The following is a 17,057-nucleotide window of genomic DNA, read 5'->3' as shown; positions in this document are numbered from 1 at the left end:
GTTCAGGCTATCTTCATGTCCCTCCCTACGCCCTCCGCTTCCCCCCTCGCCGGCCTGCGCGTCCTCGAACTGGCGCGCATCCTCGCAGGTCCCTGGATCGGCCAGCTCCTGGCCGATCTCGGCGCCGATGTCGTCAAGGTCGAGGCGCCCGAGGGCGACGACACCCGCAAATGGGGCCCGCCCTTCGTCGAGGGCACTGGCGACGAGCATCTCTCTGCCGCCTATTTCCATGCCGCCAATCGCGGCAAGCGCTCGATCACGGCCGATTTCCGCACCGCCGAGGGACAGGCTCTGGTCAGGCGTCTCGCCGCCCATGCCGATGTCGTCATCGAGAACTTCAAGGTCGGCGGCCTCTCGAAATACGGGCTCGACGCGGCTTCGCTGCGCAAGGAGTTTCCGCGCCTCGTCTATTGTTCGGTCACCGGCTTCGGGCAGGACGGCCCCTATGCGCCGCGCGCCGGCTACGATTTCCTCGTCCAGGGCATGGGCGGAGCGATGTCGATCACCGGCGAGCCCGCGGGCGCGCCGATGAAGGCGGGCTATGCGGTCGCGGACATCTATACCGGGCTCTATGCCTCGGTCGGCATCCTCTCGGCCCTGCGTCAGCGCGATACGACGGGCGAAGGCGCGACGCTCGATCTCGCTTTGCTCGACTCGCAGGTCGCGGTGCTCGGCAACCAGGCGATGAACTACCTCGTCGGCGGCAACCCGCCGCCGCGGCTCGGCAACGCCCACCCGAATATCGTGCCCTATGACGTGTTCCCGGTCGCGGACGGCCATATCATCATCGCGACCGGCAATGACGGGCAGTGGCGCAAGCTCTGCGAGGTGCTGGGCGAGCCGGCGCTGGCCGACCACCCGGATTACGTCGACAACAAGTCGCGCGTGAAGAACCGCGTTGCGCTGACGGCCAAACTGCACCTGCTTTGCCAGCGCTACGCCAAGCTCGATCTGCTGGCGGCACTGGAGAAGGTCGGCGTGCCGGCCGGACCGATCAACGATATCGGCGAGGTCTTCGCCGATCCGCAGATCGTCGCGCGCGGCGTCAGGGTCGACCTGCCGAGCGAGGCTGCGAAAGCGGGCCACATTCCGACCGTCGCCTCGCCGATCGTGATGAACGGCGTGCGGCAAGTGGCAGGACGTCCGAGCCCACGACTCGGCGAACATGCCGACGACATCTTGAACGACCCGGCCTGGGGAGGGCCGCAGCATGGCTAATCGCACTGGCGGGCAGATCCTCGTCGACCAGCTTCTGATCCACGGCGCCACCGACGCCTTCTGCGTGCCGGGCGAGAGCTATCTCGCCGTGCTCGACGCGCTGCACGACGCCTCGATGAAGGTCACCATCTGCCGGGCCGAAGGCGGCGCCTGCATGATGGCGGAAGCCGCCGGCAAGCTCACCGGCAAGCCCGGCATCTGCTTCGTGACGCGCGGCCCCGGTGCCACCAATGCCTCGCCGGGCGTCCACATCGCCGACCAGGATTCGACGCCGCTGATCCTCTTCGTGGGCCAGATCGACGGCAGCATGCGCGAGCGCGAGGCCTTCCAGGAGCTCGACTACCGCGCCGTCTTCGGCACCATGACGAAATGGGCGACCGAGATCGACGATGCCGCGCGCATCCCGGAGATCATCAGCCGCGCCTTCCATGTCGCGACCTCCGGCCGCCCCGGCCCGGTCGTGATCGCGCTGCCCGAGGACGTGCTGACCGACCTCGCGGATGTCGCCGACGCCGAGCCCTACAACGTCACCGAGCAGCACCCTGCCCCGGCGCAGATGGACGACCTCGCCAAGCGTTTCGCTTCGGCCAAGTCGCCGATCGCGATCCTCGGCGGCTCGCGCTGGAGCCCGGAGGCGATCGCCGACTTCCAGGCCTTTGCCGAGCGTTTCGACCTGCCCGTCGCGGTCTCGTTCCGCCGGCAGATGCTGTTCCCGGCCGATCATCCGAACTTCGCCGGCGATCTCGGCATCGGCCCGAATCCGAAGCTGCTCGCCCGCATCAAGGAGAGCGACCTCGTCCTGCTGGTTGGCGGGCGCCTCTCGGAGATGCCGAGCCAGTCCTACACCCTGTTCGACATTCCCAATCCGGGCCGGCCGCTGGTCCATGTCCATGCCGACCCGGAAGAGCTCGGCCGGGTCTATCGCCCGACGCTCGCGATCAATGCCTCGCCGGCCGGCTTCTGCGCCGCGCTCAAGACGATCGAGCCGCCGAAGGCGCCGGCCTGGAAGGGCGCGGGCGCTGCCGCGCATGAAGCCTATATCGCCTGGAGCGAGCAGCCGGCGCCCGTGCCCGGCGAGTTCCACCCCGGCGAGATGGTGCGCTGGCTGCGCAGCCAGCTCCCCGAGGACGCGATCATGTGCAACGGCGCAGGCAATTACGCGACCTGGGTGCACCGCTTCCACCGCTTCAACAAGTTCGCGACGCAGCTCGCCCCGACCTGCGGCTCGATGGGCTATGGCGTGCCGGCCGCGATCGGTGCCAAGCGGATTTTCCCGGAGCGCACCGTCATCGCCTTCGCCGGCGACGGCTGCTTCCTGATGAACGGCCAGGATTTCGCGACGGCCGTGCAATACGATCTGCCCGTCATCGTCATCGTCGTCGATAACGGCATGTACGGCACGATCCGCATGCATCAGGAGCGCGAGTACCCCGGCCGCGTCTCGGCGACGACGCTGAAGAACCCGGATTTCGCCGCTTACGCCAAGGCCTTCGGCGGCCATGGCGAGCGCGTCGAGAAGACCTCGGAGTTCGCCGCGGCTTTCGAACGCGCGGTGAACAGCGGCAAGCCCGCCATCATCCACTGCCTGCTCGACCCCGAGGCGATCACCCCGGCGAAGTCGCTCTCGACGATCCGGGCCGAGGCTTTCGCGGCCCAAAGCAAAAAGTAAACGTCCCGGACGAGAATCTTAACCTCGTCCGTGAACCTGAACCGAACCTTTCGCGACCATTGAGCGTTGAGCTGGTGGTAGCGGAGGGCAAGGCGATGGCACGCAACGGGATGGCGCGGTTTGGACTCGCGGCGGCGCTCCTCGTGGCCGCCGCGCCCGCGGCGGAAGCCGCGGGCCTGTTCGACGACCTCGCCCGCGCGCTGTTCGGCGGCGGGCCTCGCCTGCGGGCCTCCCCCATCTACGAATATTATGACGACGAGCCGCGCGTGCGGGCGCCGCGCGCCCGGGCGCCAGAGGTTTCCGCGAAACCCAAGCCGCCCGTCGTCCAGCTCGATCCCCAGGCCGACAAGCACTGGTATCTCAAGGACCCGACGCTGCGCCGCGGCGACATCGTCGTGACCGCGGGCGGCGTGCTCGTCTATCAGGGCCGTGATGCCGACGCCTCGCGCCCGGCCGATTTCGTCGCGCTCGGCGGCAACGATGCCAAGGGCTGGAAGCAGCAATTGCAGTCGGCAGCAGCCGGCGGGCGCGCCCGCTTCAATGACCTCAGCACACCGGCCAAACCAGCCGTGACAGCTGAGGCCGCCGAGTAGACAGACGGGCTCAGCGCGGCTTCACGCCGTCGAATGTGGAGCGGATCGCGCGCGCCAGCGCGATCGCGGCCCAGCCCTGGAAGATCAGCTCGATCGCGAAGAAGGTGCCGAGCACCCAGAGGCTGGAGCCCGGCCATTGCGCCAGGATCATGCCACCGAGCAGCAGCGAGAGCGCGCCCGATAGTGCGAGCCATCGCCAGGCCGGCAGTTCCCGGTTCTGGAAGGCGACGACGAGGCGCAGGACGCCGGTCGCGACCAGGGCCGCGCCGGCCAGCAGCGTCAGCGAGGCCGTGGCAAGCAGCGGATTGGCGAAGGTCATCAGGCCCACCGCGATGTAAAGCGCGCCGATGAGGATGTGCAGCAGGCGGCTCTTCCAGCCCTGATGCCGGAAGGCGTCGATCAGCACGACGACGCCGCCGACGAGGATCATCGCCCCGAACCAGATCGCGCTGGCGAGGCTGAGCAGCGCGACAGCCCCAAGGCCGGCCACGCCGAGGATGATCAGCGCGATGCCCGCCGCCATCAACCAGCCGGAATTGCGCCGCAGCGGCACGAGATGCGTGGCGAGCGAGGAGCCAGTGCGAGGGGAGGATTCCGCAGGCGTGGTCATGGCCGACTCCGGTTGGGCAGGGCCGCAACAGCCAAGGCGGCCTCGTCAGGATAGGCATCCATCAGAGGCGCACGCGCGCGCTCCGTCAATGATCTGCCGCAAGGCGGCAGATCGGATCACGCGCCCGCGCGGCCGAAAATCGGCTCAGCCGAGCTTCTCGGTGACGAGCTTGCGCAGGCCGCGCAGGTCCTTGACGAAGCCGCGGATGCCTTCAGCCAGCTTCTCGGTTCCCATCGCGTCCTCGTTCATGGCGAAGCGGAAGGCCTTCTCGTCATAGCCCAGCTTCTTGCTGAAGCCCGAGGCCACCTGCGGCGAGGAGGCGGGCGAGAGCCGGCGCGGCAGGTCGCCGGTCGCGGCGGCGAGCTCGTCGAGCAGGCCCGGCCCGATGGTCAGGCGGTCGCAGCCGGCCAGCGCCTCGATCTCGCCGGTGTTGCGGAAGGAGGCGCCCATCACGACCGTCTTGATGCCGAAGGTCTTGTAATAGGCGTAGATGCTCTTGACCGAGACGACGCCGGGATCGGTCTCGGCCGTGTAGGGGCCGCCGCCGGCCTTGACGTGCCAGTCGAGGATGCGGCCGACGAAGGGCGAGATCAGGAAGGCATTGGCCTCGGCGGCCGCTACCGCCTGCGGCAAGGCGAAGAGCAGGGTCAGGTTGCAGTCGATGCCCTCGGCCTGCAGCACCTTGGCAGCCTGCAGGCCCTCCCAGGTCGAGGCGATCTTGATGAGGATGCGATCCTTCTCGACGCCGCGCTCCTTGTAGGCGGCGATGACGGCGCGCGCCTTCGCGATGGTCGCTTCCGTGTCGAAGGAGAGATCGGCGTCGACCTCGGTCGAGACGCGGCCGGGGACGATCTTGGTCAGCTCCGCGCCGAAGCTCACGGCGAGGCGGTCGCAGACCGCGTGGACCGCCTTATCGCCGCTGCCCTGCTTCTTGCCCCAGCCGATCGCCTCGTCGACGATATGGGCATAGGCCGGCGTCTCCACTGCCTTGAGGATCAGGGTCGGGTTGGTGGTGCAGTCGACGGGCTTCAGGCGACGCACGGCCTCGATGTCGCCGGTGTCGGCGACGACGGTGGTCATCTGGCGGAGCTGGTCGAGCTTGGAGGCGGTCATCGGTCTTCCTCGGCAATTCTTCTTGTCGTAACGCATTCACTGTGACGGCTGTTCGCGGCGATGGCGAGGGCAATGAAGCAATCCGGCCATGCGGCGGAATCACCCGCGCGTCATGCCCGGGCCTGACCCGGGCATCTCTGGAAGGAAGGGCGCTTTTCCCCGCCTGAGATTCTCGGGTCGAAGCTGCGCTTCGCCCGAGAATGACGGCAAGACACCAGCTTCAGCTCTTCACCGCGCCCGAGGTCAGGCCACCGACCATGTTCTTGCGGAACAGGTAATAGATCACCGCCGGCGGGATGGCATAGAGCAAGCCCGCCGCCATCAGCAGGTTCCAGGGCGCATCGTCGGCCGAGAGAAAGAGACCGAGGCCCACCGCGAGCGGCACTGCCTTCTCCGAGGAGAGCAGCAGGAAGGCGTAGAGATACTCGTTCCAGGCGAGCAGCAGCGCGTAGATGCCGATCACCACCATCGAGGGCTTCATCAGCGGCAGGTAGACCAGCCGGAAGAGCTGGATCGAGGTGGCGCCGTCCATCACCGCGGCCTCGTCGAGCTCCTTCGGCAATTTGTCGGAGGCCTGCTTCAGCACCCAGATCGCATAGGGTGAGGCGAGCGCGACCATCGCGAGGATCAGCGAGGCCTGCGTGTTGAGCAGCCCGTAGGAGCCCATCGCCTTGTACATGGGGATGGCGAGGAACGCGGCCGGGATCAGGTAGGTCGCGAGCGCGAGGTTCATCATCGTGCGCCCGCCCCTGACCTTGAGGCGCGCGATGGCGAAGGCCGCGAAGGTCGCGACGAAGAGCGTGATCAGCCCCGTCGCCACCGCGATGAAGAAGCTGTTGAACATCTGCCGCCAGAAATTATGCAGGTAATAGTGCTGCTGGGCGAAGACGATCTGGAAGTTCTGCAGCGTCGGGTTGTCCGGCCAGAGCTTGCCGGCCAGCATCGATTCCTGGTTGGAGATCGACAGCACGAAGAGGTGGTAGATCGGCAGCAGCGTCCAGACGAGGACGGGGATCGCGACCAGCAGGAGCTTGCCTTCGTCGAGGAACTTCTTCATGCGTCCGGCCCCTTCGACAGGCGCTTCACCATCACGAAGACCATCGGCAGGATCAGCGGCATGGCGACGATGATCGAGGCGATGCCGAGATCGAGATTGTTGTTGCGCATGTAGCGGATGCCGAGCGTCGCCAGCACGTGGTTGAGATCGCCCGGCCCGCCGCCGGTGAGCAGGTAGACGCTGTTGAAGTCGCCCAGCGTCCAGATCATCGAGAGCATGGTCGAGGTGACGTAGAGCGTCGCCAGTGACGGCCAGGTGATGAAGCGGAACTGCTGCCAGCGATTGGCGCCGTCGACGCTTGCGGCCTCATAGAGGTCCTGCGCAATGGCGAGCCGGCCGGTGATCAGGATCAGCGTCCAGAACGGCAGCGACTTCCAGATGTGGACGAAGATCGAGGACATGAAGGCGAGCTTGGGATCGGTGAGCCAGCCCGGCCCCTCCATGATGCCGAACCACTGGAAGAGCTGCTGGTTCAGCATGCCGTTCTCGGGGTTCAGCATCACCCGGAAGGACAGGATGGTCGGAATCGAGGGCACCGCCCAGGGCAGGATGAACAGCACCAGGACGATGCGGATCCAGGGCCGCTGCTGCACGAAGAAGCCCGACAGCATGAGCGCGATCAGGAATTTCAGGTTCACCGCCACGAACAGGAAGATGATCGTGTTGACGACGGTGCGGATGAAGATCGGATCGGCGAAGAGCGCCCGGTAGGAATTCCAGTTGAGGCCGAGCCAGAGGCCGTAAGCCACCGGATAGACCACCATGACGGCGAAGACGAGTACATAGGGCGCCAGCATGATCGCCCCCCACATCGCGCGGTCGCGCGTAAACCCCGATGCGTCATCGCGCGGCGCCGCTAGCGGCGCGGTCATGGCGGCTGTGCTCATGGACTCTCCGTCGGATTGTCATCCCGTGAAAGATACGCCGCGGCAATCCTTGCCGCGGCGGGTCGTTGACGCAAGCGCAATGAAGGCGCGTGTCAGCCGGCGATCTGCTTGATGCGGGCGATCATCTCGTCCACGGCCTGCTCGGCCGGGATCTTGTCCTGGACGACGCGGTTCACGGCCTTGGCCCAGACGTTCTCGGCGTTCACGGTCGTGAAGTTGTAGTTGTAGACGAACTGGAACGGCACCGTGCCGTCCTTGTACTGCTTGTAGACCACCGCGCGATGCGGGTCCTTGCCGTCGGACCAGAACGGCGCGTCGATCGCCTTCAGCGTCGTCGGCACCCAACGGCCGGCCGAGCCCTCGACGAAGGGACGCAGGTTTTCGTCCTTCATGAAGAAGGCCATGAACTCCTTGGCGCGCTTCTTGTTCTTGGCTTCGGCAAAGATCACCGCGGTCTTGACGGCGGCGAGGTTCGTCATCTTGCTGCCGTCCGCCTTGAGCGGGAACTCGGCGGTGCGGATGTTGTCCTCGTAGTTCTTCTTCGCCGTGGCGCGCTGCTCGGCGGTCAGCGCCTGGTTGTTCATGTCGTCCATGTGCTTGCCGGCGATCGAGATCGTGGCATTGTGCGTGGCGACGGTGGTGCGGTTGTGGAAGGCGACGTTGTTGTCAGGGTCCAGCCAGTTCACCGAAGACGGCGGGGTGCAGCCGCGCTGGAAGACGTTGGCGTAGGATTTCACCGCCTCGACCATCGCCTTCTTGTTCTCGGGCTGGTCGAGCACGATCTTGCCGTTCTCGTCGACGACCTTGGCGTTATAGGCGTTGGCGAAGGTCAGGAACGAATAGAAGGTGTCGGACGCCGCGATGCCCATCGGGTGGCCGATGCCGTAGACGCGCTTGCCCTTGGCGCGCATCGCGCCCTGGACCTTGTCGCACCAGAAGTCCCAATAGCCGTCCCAGGTCTTCGGGATGTCGGCTTCCTTGAAGCCCGCCTCCTCCAGCATGTCCTTCCAGTAGGTGATGTGCATCATCTGCTGCTCGACCGGGAAGGCATAGTATGACTTCTTGCCGGCCTTGCCGTTCATCAGGAAGGTGGTCGAGAGCGCCATCGGCTGGAACTCGCCCTTCAGCGGCTCGATCACGTCCGAGACGTCCTCGAGCTTGCCGTCATAGGCCCATTTGCCGGTGGTGCGGAAATCATAGGTGGTGCAGAAGCCGACATCCGGCGGCGTGCCGGCATCGACGGCACCGACCGACTTGGTGACGCAGTCCTCGGTCGCGTAGAGCGAGAGCTCGACCTTGACGCCCGTCGCCTTCTGGAACTTGTCGACGACGGCGAGCAGCGCGTCGTCCTCGCCCTTGTAGAAGCCCTTGGTGAACCAGGCCGTCAGCGTCTCCTGCGCCATGGCGGCGCCGGACCAGCTCGCGACCACCGTCGCGACAGCCGTTCCCATGGCAAAATGCCGTACAAGCTTCATCCGATATCCTCCCGTTTAAACCGTTTTAAAGCGACCTTATGGTCGTCTTGCCGCGACCCTAATCGAAAAGCCCTGCACGAAACAAGCCGGCGCGCTCGCCGAAAATAGTATTTCTAATTCCAGGCTGCACAACCGTTCCACTGGAGAAACATTCGGCCATTTCATGGAACTGTCATGTGGCAGGTCTACCGGCAGCGCCATCTCGCAATAGCGATCAAGAGATGGAGTTCCGACATGCAGCGCAAGGCCCTGAGCGCCTTCATTCTCGCGGCGGGCCTGGCGGCCGCGCCGCAGGTCCTCGCCACTGAGGGCAAGCTGGTGCTCTATACCAGCCAGCCCAATACCGACGCCCAGCAGACCATCGACGCCTTCAAGGCGAAGTATCCCAAGGTCGATGTCTCCTTCGTGCGCGACGGCACGCCGCGCGTCATGGCGAAGCTGAAGGCCGAGTTCGAGGCCGGTGCCCCGCAGGCCGACGTGCTGCTCATCGCCGACGCGGTGACCATGGAAGGCCTGAAGAAGGACGGGCGCCTGCTGGCCCATGACAAGGCCGATGTCGCGGCCTACCCGGCCGGCATCCACGACCCGCAGAAGATGTGGTTCGCGACCAAGCTGATCACCACCGGCATCGTCTACAACACCAAGGCCACGATGAAGCCCGCGAGCTGGACGGACCTCGTCAAGCCGGAGGCGAAGAACCAGCTGGCCATGCCGAGCCCGCTGAACTCGGGCGCCGCCCTGATCCATACGATCACGCTGACCAACAACCTCAAGGACGGTTGGGGCTTCTACGAGAAGCTCAAGGAGAACGGCACGCTGGCCGCCGGCGCCAATGGCGACATCCTGCGCCAGGTCGCCACCGGCGAGAAGCTCTACGGCATGATCGTCGACTTCATGCCGATCCGCGAGAAGGCCAAGGGCGCGCCGGTCGAGTTCGTCTTCCCGAGCGAGGGCGTCTCCGCCGTCAGCGAGCCGGTCGCGATCCTGAAGAGCAGCAAGAACCCGGAAGCCGCCAAGGCCTTCATCGACTTCCTGCTCTCCAAGGAGGGCCAGGAGCTCGCGCTGAAGCAGGGCTATGTCGCGGCGCATCCGGACGTCGCCCTGCCGGCCGGCTATCCCGCCCGCAGCGCGATCAAGCTGATGGCCTTCGACGCCGCCAAGGCGCTCGCCGACGAGACCGCCGCCCGCAAGCGCTTCGGTTCGATCTTCGAGTGATGCCGGATTTGCTGTCGCAGCGGCCGGCGCCATGACGCTGGCCCTTGCCCGAAACAGCCGGCGGGAGCCCGCGATCGCGGCCCCGCCGGTTTCGCGTCTGCGCCTGCCGGAAGGCTGGGGCCTGCCGGCGCTCGTCGTCGCAGTCGCGCTGCTGCTCGGCGGCCTGCCCTTCTTCCGGCTGGTGCTGGCTGCCTTCGCGCCCGGCTGGCAGTTCGCGCCGGGCGAGGCCTTCGCGGAGATGACGAGCCGCGCGGCCGTCACCGCGACCTGGCACACGCTGGAGACGGCCTCGCTCTCGGCGCTCGGCGCACTTCTCGTCGGTGGCATCGTCGCGCTGGCGCTCGGCGTCACCGATGTCAGGGGCAAGCGCCCGCTCGCCTTCGCCTTCGTGTTCTCGATGATGATCGCGCCGCAGGTGGCGGCGCTCGCCTTCCTCAGCCTGCTCGCACCGAACTCGCCAATCCTGTCGCTGATCGGGCTTGCGCCGCCTCCGGGCACGCCGAACCCGCTGCTCGGGCGCGGCGGCATCATCCTCGTCATGGCGCTGCATCATGCGCCGCTCGTCGCGATCACGCTCTGGACAGGGCTGCGCAGCATCCCGCAGTCGCTGGTCGAAGCCGCGCAGATGGAAGGCGCCGCGCCCGCGACCATCACCACCCGGATCGTCATTCCGGTGCTGCGGCCCCAGATCATCGCCGCCGGGCTCATCGCCTTCGTCGCGGGCGTCGGCAATTTCGGCATCCCTGCCCTGCTCGGCCTGCCCGTGAACTACCTGACGCTGCCGACCCTGATCTACCGCCGGCTGTCGAGCTTCGGTCCCTCGAGCCTCGGGGAGACGGCGGCTCTCGCCGTGCTCGTCGGCATCGTCGCGGCACTCGGCATCGTCGCTGCCGCGCTCGCCGCCCGCAATCAGCGCGGCAAGGTCGAGATCGAGCGACCGCTCGAGCCGTATTGGCTGCTCGGCCCAGCCCGCCCCTTCGTCGCCGCCGGGCTCTGGCTATTGCTCACGCTGAAACTCGGCCTGCCGCTGCTCGCCCTGTTGAGTGAAGCGCTGACGCCGGCACTCGGCGTTCAACTCTCCTGGCAGACGCTGACCGTCGACAAGTTCACGGAAGTTCTGTTCCGGCAGGCCGTGACCATGCGCGCCTTCCGCAATTCGCTGCTCTTCGCGGGCAGCGCCGCGCTGATCCTCGCCATCCTCGCGATCGTCTTCGCCTATGCGCTGGAGCGGCGGCTCGGCAAGCTCCGGCGCGGCGTCGAACTGATGATCGAACTGCCCTATGCCCTGCCCGGCATCGTGCTCGCCATCGCCTGCATCCTGATCTTCCTGAAGCCGCTGCCACTGATCGGAGCCAGCATCTACGGCACGCCCTTCATCATCCTCTTCGCCTATCTCGCCCGCTTCCTGCCGCTGGCGCTGAAGGCGCCGGTCGCGGCGATGGCGCAGATCGAGGCGCATCACGAGGATGCTGCGAAGCTCGACGGCGCCGGCCTCACGCAGATGCTGCGCTTCATCGTCGCCCCGATCCTGGCGCCGGCAGCCGCCGTCTCGGCGCTGATGGTCTTCCTCGTCGCCTTCAACGAACTCACCGTCTCGGCGCTGCTCTGGTCCTCGGGCACCGAGACGCTCGGCGTCGTGCTGTTCAGCCTGAAGGAAGCGGGTCTCGCCGGCGAGGCGGCAGCGGTCGCTATCAGCGCCTGCGCGGTCATCCTCGTGGTGATGCTGGTGCTCGACCTGATCGGCCGCAACCGGCAGCACAATATCCTGCCATGGCGGATTTGACGGGTCTCATAAGGCCTGACGGGCAGATGTGACGGAAAATTAAACTTGCGAGCGCCCTAGATGGAGCATGGGTGCCCATCAGACATTGCAGGCCAGGCCGGAGCCCGTACCGGACGATCGCCAGATCCTCGTCATCGAGGACTCGCGGACATTCTCGCTCGCGCTGCGGCAGATGCTCCAGGCCGAGACCGGATTGCCGGTCACGACCTGCGCCTCGCTCAAGGAGGTCAGCGACCTGATCGTCGCGGCGCCGGGCGCCTATGCGATCGCGGTCGTCGACCTCAACCTGCCAGACGCGCCGCGCGGCGAGGCGCTCGACTGGACCGTGACGCACGGCATCCCTTCCGTCGTCTTCACCGCGACCTTCGACCTCGCGACGCGCGGCCGGATCATGGAGCGGGAGGTCATCGACTACGTCCTGAAGGACAATGAATTCGCCCTTCCCAACCTCGTCGGCACGGTCAAGCGGGCGCTGAACAACCGCAATACCCGTATCCTCGTCGTCGACGATACCCGTACCACCCGCAAGGTGCTCGCGCGGATGCTGTCGATCCAGCAATATGCCGTGGTCGAGGCCGGCTCCGGGCAGGAAGCGCTGACGATCCTGGGAAGCAATCCCGATATCCAGCTCGTCGTCAGCGACTACTACATGCCGGACATGGACGGGTTCGAGCTGGCGCGGCGCATCCGCCGGCATCATCCGGACGTGCGCGTCCTCGGCATCTCCTCCTCCACCGACCGGCAGACTTCGGCGGGCTTCCTCAAGGCCGGCGCGCATGACTTCGTCTCGCGCCCCTTCGTGCTGGAGGAGCTGCAATGCCGCATCGCCTCCAATGTCGAAGTGCTCGACCAGCTCCGGCAGTTGCAAGATCTCGCCGCGCGCGACTTCCTCACCGGCCTGTTCAATCGCAGGCATTTCTTCGCCCGCGGCCGGCAGCTTGTCAGCGAAGCCCGCGAGATGGGCCTGCCGATCTCGGTCGCCATTCTCGACATCGATCATTTCAAGCGGCTCAACGATCGCCATGGCCATGACGGCGGCGACAAGGCGCTGACGGCTGTCGCGCGGACGCTCGGCACCATGGCCGAGCGCGGCTTCAATCTGCTCGCCCGCATCGGCGGCGAGGAGTTCGCCATCATCTTCCCAGGCGCCGATCTCACCGAGGCCGAGCGCCTGTGCGGCGACATCCGGGCAGCCATTGCCGGCTCGCCCCTCGTCATCAACGGGGAAACCCTGCCGCTCACGGTCTCGATCGGCGTCGCCGCGCTCACGCCCGATGCCATGCTCGAGACCTGTCTCGGCCAGGCGGACGAGGCGCTCTACGTCGCCAAGCAGGATGGGCGCGACAGGGTCCGCACCGCCGCCTGAGGCGCGGCAAACCGCCTCGCGACGAAGCGACTTGCCGACCGACCATTCTTCTCAGGCGACGTAGCGGGGCGCCGGCTTGCGGGTCTGCGATGCCGCGATGATGGCGCCGCGAGCCTGCTCGAAGCCGACCCAGAGCCCTTCGTCGGCGACCGACGGCCAGGTGACGGTCTCGCCTCGGTCGAGGCCGGCCAGCGCCGCATCGACGAGCTCATCCACGACCATCACCTTCTCGGGATCGAAGCTTTCCAGCGGCACGCCCGCAAGTTCCCAGATGTCGGTCGCCGTCGCCGGCGGATGCACGCTCTGGACCGTCACGCCCGTCCCCTCGACTTCCGCCTGCAGGCCGCGCGAGAAGGCCAACACGAACGCCTTGGTCGCGCTGTAGACTGCGCTATGCGGCAGCGTGTGGAGGCTGAGGATCGAGGCGATGTTGACGATCGTGCCCCGGTTGCGGGCGACGAGGCCCGGCAAGACCGCATGAGTCAGCCGGGTCAGCGCCGTGACGTTCAGCGCGATCTGCGCGATCGAATCCGCGACAGAGGCCTTCGCGATCGGCGCAAAACGGGCGATGCCGGCATTGTTGACGAACAACTCGATATCGTCCCGCGCGACGAGATTCTGCTCGACCCGTGCGAGATCGGCCTCGTCCGCGAGATCGGCGACCAGAAGCTCAACCTTGCGGGCATGGGCCGAGACGATGCGGTCAGCGACCTCCTGCAGCCGGTCGCGCCGGCGCGCGATCAGCAACAGATCATAGCCACGGGCCGCAAGCCGATCTGCGTAGACGGCACCGATGCCGGCGGAAGCACCGGTGATGACGGCGAGCTTGTGTTGGGAAAGCGTGCTCATGATGCAAACCTCATTGATTGAGCACTCAACTTTTTTGTTGAGCGCTCAATCAAATAGGGCACGCTATCCCTCTTTCAATAGTGCGGGGCTCAACTATTTTAGGATCATGGATCAGATCCCGGCCACTGAGGCGGATGATTGCGCCACTCCCGGCGTCCTTCCGGAAGCAGCCCTCGCGCTCGCCTGCACCAATACCGCCCTGCGTCGCGCGACGCGGCGCCTCGGCCAACTTTATGACGATGCCATCTCGCCGCTCGGCCTCAAGGCGACCCAGTTCGGGCTGCTCGTCGCCATCAACGGGCTCAGCGAACAAGACAAGGGGCCGACGCTCAACGAGATCGCAACACACCAGCTCGTCCAGATCTCGGCGCTGACCCATGCGTTGCGCCCGCTAGTTCGGGATGGTCTCGTCGCGCTTCAGCCCGACATGGAAGACCGGCGCAGCAAGCGGGCGACCCTCACCCCTTCCGGCCGGAGCCTCATGCAGCAGGCCATCTCACGCTGGGCCGATGCCAATGGCCGGATCGAGACGACGCTTGGCCCGACGGTTGCGGGAAACCTGCGAGCGTTGGCCGATCTGATATCGTCCGAGCGCTTCCTTGCCGCCTATCACGGCGGGCTACCGCTCAAGCCATAAGGCTTCGCCCCCGCGCTACTCGGCCGCGATGCGCGGCTCCGACCTGTGCTCGCCCATCAGCAGGGCGCGTGAGGCCTTGACCTCGCGGACGACGAAATCGACGATGGCGCGCACCCGCGCCACGTCCTTCAGGTCGGCATGGACCAGCAGCCAGAATGAGCGCGTGATCGAGACCGTCTCGGGCAGGACGGGCACGAGCCGCTTCTCCCCTTCCGCCATGAAATGATGGATCACGCCGATGCCGGCGCCCGCCGTCACGGCATTCATCTGGGCGATGACGCTCGAGCTCTGGACATGGGCGCGCAGGCCCTTGGCGACCTCGTCGAGATAGTCGAGCTCGGGCGAGAAGATGAGATCGTCGATATAGCCGATGATGCGGTGCTCGAAGAGATCCTCAGGCTTGGTCACCGGCGGCATCGAGGCCAGGTATTCCGGCGAGGCGTAGAGGCCGAGGCGATAATCCGAAAGCTTGCGGGCGACGACCTTGCCTTCCTTGGGCGGAGCGAGCGTGATCGCGACATCGGCCTCGCGCTTCGACAGCGAGAGCAGGCGCGGCATGGCGATGAGCTGGATCTCCAGCCCCGGATAGGACTTGGCGAACAGCGCCAGGCGCGGCGCCAGGAAGGAGGTGCCGAAGCCGTCGGGCGCGCCGATCCTGACCGTGCCGGACAGCGCCATGTCGGCGCCGCCGATATCGCTCTGGATCGCCAGCGCCTCGGTCTCCATGCTCTCGGCCTTGGCGAGCAGGCGCTCGCCATGGGCGGTCAACGTGTAGCCTTGAGGGCGGCGTTCGAAGAGCTTGGCCTTGAGCGCCTCCTCCAGCGAGGTGATGCGGCGCGAGACGGTGGCATGGTCGGCGCCGAGCCGGCGCGCAGCGGCCGTGAGCCTCCCCGAGCGTGCCACGGCCAGAAAGAAGCGGAGGTCGTCCCAGTCGAAGCGCTCCAAGGCTCTCTCCCATATTTGTGTTTACGCACGACCAGCGTTTCACACTCGCTATAGCCGTGCGCAAACGAGAATGGTAGGGGAGATAGCAAGATCAACACACCACCAATTCGTAGGGAGGGCGCGATGCGTCAGGTTGGGCATTTCATCGGCGGCAAGCATGTCGCGGGGACTTCAGGCCGCACGGCCGACATCTACCAGCCGATGGACGGCACGATCATCGGCAAGGTCGCCCTCGCCTCGGCCGCCGAGCTCGACGCCGCCGTGCAGAACGCCGCCGAGGCGCAGCCGAAATGGGCCGCGACCAATCCGCAGCGCCGCGCCCGCGTGCTGATGAAGTTCCTCGACCTGATCGCGCAGAACAATGACGAGCTCGCCGAGCTGCTCGCCCGCGAGCACGGCAAGACCATTCCCGACGCCAAGGGCGACATCCAGCGCGGCGTCGAGGTGATCGAGTATTCGCTCGGCGTGCCCGGCCTGATGAAGGGCGAGTACACCGACGGCGCCGGCCCCGGCATCGACATCTACTCGATGCGCCAGCCGCTCGGCGTCTGCGCCGGCATCACGCCGTTCAACTTCCCGGCGATGATCCCGCTCTGGAAGCTCGGCCCCGCGATCGCCTGCGGCAATGCCTTCATCCTGAAGCCGTCCGAGCGCGATCCGGGCGTGCCGATGCGCTTCGCCGAACTCTTCATCGAGGCCGGCGGCCCTCCCGGCATCCTCAACGTCGTCAACGGCGACAAGGAATCGGTCGACGCCATCCTCGACAATCCCGAGATCAAGGCAGTCGGCTTCGTCGGCTCGACCCCGATCGCGGAATACATCTACAGCCGCGGCTGCGCCAACGGTAAGCGCGTGCAGTGCTTCGGCGGCGCCAAGAACCACATGATCATCATGCCCGACGCCGACATGGACCAGACGGTCGACGCCCTGATCGGCGCCGGCTTCGGCTCCGCCGGCGAGCGCTGCATGGCGATCTCGGTCGCCGTCCCGGTCGGCAAGGGCACCGCCGACGAACTGGTCAAGCGCCTGATCCCGCGCGTCGAGAGCCTGAAGATCGGCCCCTCGACCGACGTCAACGCCGATTACGGCCCGGTCGTGACCAAGGCCGCGATGGAGAAGATCAAGTCCTATGTCGATGTCGGCGTCCAGGAAGGCGCCAAGCTGCTGGTCGACGGCCGCGATTTCAAGATGCAGGGCTACGAGAACGGCTTCTATGTTGGCGGCTGCCTGTTCGACAACGTCACCAAGGACATGCGCATCTACAAGGAAGAGATCTTCGGGCCGGTGCTCTCGGTGCTGCGCGCCGACACCTATGAAGAGGCGCTGAAGCTCACCAACGACCACGAATACGGCAACGGCACCGCCATCTTCACCCGCGACGGCGATGCGGCGCGCGACTTCGCCTCGAAGGTTCAGGTCGGCATGGTCGGCATCAACCTGCCGATCCCGGTTCCGCTGGCCTATTACACCTTCGGCGGCTGGAAGCGCTCCTCCTTCGGCGACCTCAACCAGCACGGGCCGGACTCGATCCGCTTCTACACCAAGACCAAGACGGTGACGGCGCGCTGGCCGAGCGGTATCAAGGACGGTGCGAGCTTCGTCATCCCGACGATGAACTGAGGCGCCACCGACGGAGGAGC

The 17,057-nt window shown here is 66.4% G+C and carries 15 protein-coding genes; 8 read left to right on the top strand and 7 right to left on the bottom strand.

What is annotated here, in order from left to right; genetic code table 11:
* Positions 1-15 precede the first annotated feature (15 nt).
* From AC07NY_RS13110 to AC07NY_RS13100, 3 genes are all read left to right on the top strand, one after another.
* Positions 16-1,218, top strand: a complete 1,203-nt coding sequence (locus tag AC07NY_RS13110; protein ID WP_494584197.1) for a CaiB/BaiF CoA transferase family protein — start codon at positions 16-18, stop codon at positions 1,216-1,218.
* Positions 1,211-2,887 carry a thiamine pyrophosphate-binding protein gene (locus AC07NY_RS13105; protein WP_494584196.1) on the top strand — a complete coding sequence of 559 codons (1,677 nt, stop codon included), beginning with the start codon at positions 1,211-1,213 and terminating at the stop codon, positions 2,885-2,887. Before AC07NY_RS13110 ends, AC07NY_RS13105 begins: the two co-directional genes overlap by 8 nt.
* 95 nt (positions 2,888-2,982) lie before the next feature.
* Positions 2,983-3,480 (top strand): hypothetical protein, encoded by a 498-nt coding sequence (locus AC07NY_RS13100; RefSeq protein ID WP_494584195.1) that lies wholly within the window; start codon positions 2,983-2,985, stop codon positions 3,478-3,480.
* Between the two features lie 10 nt (positions 3,481-3,490).
* Here AC07NY_RS13100 and AC07NY_RS13095 read toward each other — a convergent pair whose 3' ends face one another.
* From AC07NY_RS13095 to AC07NY_RS13075, 5 genes are all read right to left on the bottom strand, one after another.
* Positions 3,491-4,090 carry an HdeD family acid-resistance protein gene (locus AC07NY_RS13095; protein ID WP_494584194.1) on the bottom strand — a complete coding sequence of 200 codons (600 nt, stop codon included), beginning with the start codon at positions 4,088-4,090 and terminating at the stop codon, positions 3,491-3,493.
* A gap of 144 nt (positions 4,091-4,234) precedes the next feature.
* Positions 4,235-5,203 (bottom strand): transaldolase, encoded by a 969-nt coding sequence (gene tal / locus AC07NY_RS13090; protein ID WP_494584193.1) that lies wholly within the window; start codon positions 5,201-5,203, stop codon positions 4,235-4,237.
* A gap of 220 nt (positions 5,204-5,423) precedes the next feature.
* The gene (locus AC07NY_RS13085) at positions 5,424-6,260 is read right to left on the bottom strand and encodes a carbohydrate ABC transporter permease (RefSeq protein ID WP_494584192.1); all 837 of its coding nucleotides are present in this window, start codon (positions 6,258-6,260) and stop codon (positions 5,424-5,426) included.
* On the bottom strand, positions 6,257-7,132 hold the full coding sequence (locus AC07NY_RS13080) for a carbohydrate ABC transporter permease (RefSeq protein ID WP_494584676.1): 876 nt from the start codon (positions 7,130-7,132) through the stop codon (positions 6,257-6,259). The genes AC07NY_RS13085 and AC07NY_RS13080 overlap by 4 nt, the downstream gene beginning before the upstream one ends.
* 107 nt (positions 7,133-7,239) lie before the next feature.
* Positions 7,240-8,622, bottom strand: a complete 1,383-nt coding sequence (locus AC07NY_RS13075) for an ABC transporter substrate-binding protein (protein WP_494584191.1) — start codon at positions 8,620-8,622, stop codon at positions 7,240-7,242.
* A 234-nt stretch (positions 8,623-8,856) separates the two neighbouring features.
* On the opposite strand from AC07NY_RS13075, the gene AC07NY_RS13070 reads away from it, so the two are divergent.
* From AC07NY_RS13070 to AC07NY_RS13060, 3 genes are all read left to right on the top strand, one after another.
* The gene (locus AC07NY_RS13070; RefSeq protein WP_494584190.1) at positions 8,857-9,837 is read left to right on the top strand and encodes an ABC transporter substrate-binding protein; all 981 of its coding nucleotides are present in this window, start codon (positions 8,857-8,859) and stop codon (positions 9,835-9,837) included.
* A 31-nt stretch (positions 9,838-9,868) separates the two neighbouring features.
* Positions 9,869-11,620, top strand: a complete 1,752-nt coding sequence (locus tag AC07NY_RS13065) for an ABC transporter permease (protein ID WP_494584189.1) — start codon at positions 9,869-9,871, stop codon at positions 11,618-11,620.
* 67 nt (positions 11,621-11,687) lie between these two features.
* Entirely contained in the window at positions 11,688-12,986 is a 1,299-nt protein-coding gene (locus AC07NY_RS13060) for a GGDEF domain-containing response regulator (RefSeq protein WP_494584188.1), read from the top strand.
* Positions 12,987-13,037: 51 nt separating this feature from the next.
* On the opposite strand, the gene AC07NY_RS13055 is transcribed toward AC07NY_RS13060, so the two are convergent.
* The gene (locus AC07NY_RS13055; protein WP_494584187.1) at positions 13,038-13,835 is read right to left on the bottom strand and encodes an SDR family NAD(P)-dependent oxidoreductase; all 798 of its coding nucleotides are present in this window, start codon (positions 13,833-13,835) and stop codon (positions 13,038-13,040) included.
* Between the two features lie 106 nt (positions 13,836-13,941).
* Here AC07NY_RS13055 and AC07NY_RS13050 point away from each other — a divergent pair, with 106 nt between their 5' ends.
* Positions 13,942-14,472: a MarR family winged helix-turn-helix transcriptional regulator gene (locus AC07NY_RS13050; RefSeq protein ID WP_494584186.1), complete on the top strand. Its 531-nt coding sequence runs from the start codon at positions 13,942-13,944 to the stop codon at positions 14,470-14,472.
* A gap of 15 nt (positions 14,473-14,487) precedes the next feature.
* Here the strand turns inward: AC07NY_RS13050 and AC07NY_RS13045 are convergent, their stop codons facing one another.
* Entirely contained in the window at positions 14,488-15,417 is a 930-nt protein-coding gene (locus tag AC07NY_RS13045; protein ID WP_492284443.1) for a LysR family transcriptional regulator, read from the bottom strand.
* 123 nt (positions 15,418-15,540) lie between these two features.
* Here AC07NY_RS13045 and AC07NY_RS13040 point away from each other — a divergent pair, with 123 nt between their 5' ends.
* Positions 15,541-17,037 carry a CoA-acylating methylmalonate-semialdehyde dehydrogenase gene (locus AC07NY_RS13040; RefSeq protein ID WP_492284444.1) on the top strand — a complete coding sequence of 499 codons (1,497 nt, stop codon included), beginning with the start codon at positions 15,541-15,543 and terminating at the stop codon, positions 17,035-17,037.
* Positions 17,038-17,057 lie beyond the last annotated feature (20 nt).

It is taken from the genome of Allobosea sp. GW821-FHT09G06, from assembly GCF_059416005.1.
Note: the sequence above shows the minus strand (reverse complement) of the source record. Positions and strands in the feature narration are given on the sequence as shown.

What these genes read in the sequence shown, in the direction of transcription:
- AC07NY_RS13110 (WP_494584197.1), top strand. Translation starts at nt 16, where the DNA reads ATGTCCCTCCCTACGCCCTCCGCTTCCCCCCTCGCCGGCCTGCGCGTC.
- AC07NY_RS13105 (WP_494584196.1), top strand. Translation starts at nt 1,211, where the DNA reads ATGGCTAATCGCACTGGCGGGCAGATCCTCGTCGACCAGCTTCTGATC.
- AC07NY_RS13100 (WP_494584195.1), top strand. Translation starts at nt 2,983, where the DNA reads ATGGCACGCAACGGGATGGCGCGGTTTGGACTCGCGGCGGCGCTCCTC.
- AC07NY_RS13095 (WP_494584194.1), bottom strand. Translation starts at nt 4,090, where the DNA reads ATGACCACGCCTGCGGAATCCTCCCCTCGCACTGGCTCCTCGCTCGCC.
- tal (WP_494584193.1), bottom strand. Translation starts at nt 5,203, where the DNA reads ATGACCGCCTCCAAGCTCGACCAGCTCCGCCAGATGACCACCGTCGTC.
- AC07NY_RS13085 (WP_494584192.1), bottom strand. Translation starts at nt 6,260, where the DNA reads ATGAAGAAGTTCCTCGACGAAGGCAAGCTCCTGCTGGTCGCGATCCCC.
- AC07NY_RS13080 (WP_494584676.1), bottom strand. Translation starts at nt 7,132, where the DNA reads ATGACCGCGCCGCTAGCGGCGCCGCGCGATGACGCATCGGGGTTTACG.
- AC07NY_RS13075 (WP_494584191.1), bottom strand. Translation starts at nt 8,622, where the DNA reads ATGAAGCTTGTACGGCATTTTGCCATGGGAACGGCTGTCGCGACGGTG.
- AC07NY_RS13070 (WP_494584190.1), top strand. Translation starts at nt 8,857, where the DNA reads ATGCAGCGCAAGGCCCTGAGCGCCTTCATTCTCGCGGCGGGCCTGGCG.
- AC07NY_RS13065 (WP_494584189.1), top strand. Translation starts at nt 9,869, where the DNA reads ATGACGCTGGCCCTTGCCCGAAACAGCCGGCGGGAGCCCGCGATCGCG.
- AC07NY_RS13060 (WP_494584188.1), top strand. Translation starts at nt 11,688, where the DNA reads ATGGGTGCCCATCAGACATTGCAGGCCAGGCCGGAGCCCGTACCGGAC.
- AC07NY_RS13055 (WP_494584187.1), bottom strand. Translation starts at nt 13,835, where the DNA reads ATGAGCACGCTTTCCCAACACAAGCTCGCCGTCATCACCGGTGCTTCC.
- AC07NY_RS13050 (WP_494584186.1), top strand. Translation starts at nt 13,942, where the DNA reads ATGGATCAGATCCCGGCCACTGAGGCGGATGATTGCGCCACTCCCGGC.
- AC07NY_RS13040 (WP_492284444.1), top strand. Translation starts at nt 15,541, where the DNA reads ATGCGTCAGGTTGGGCATTTCATCGGCGGCAAGCATGTCGCGGGGACT.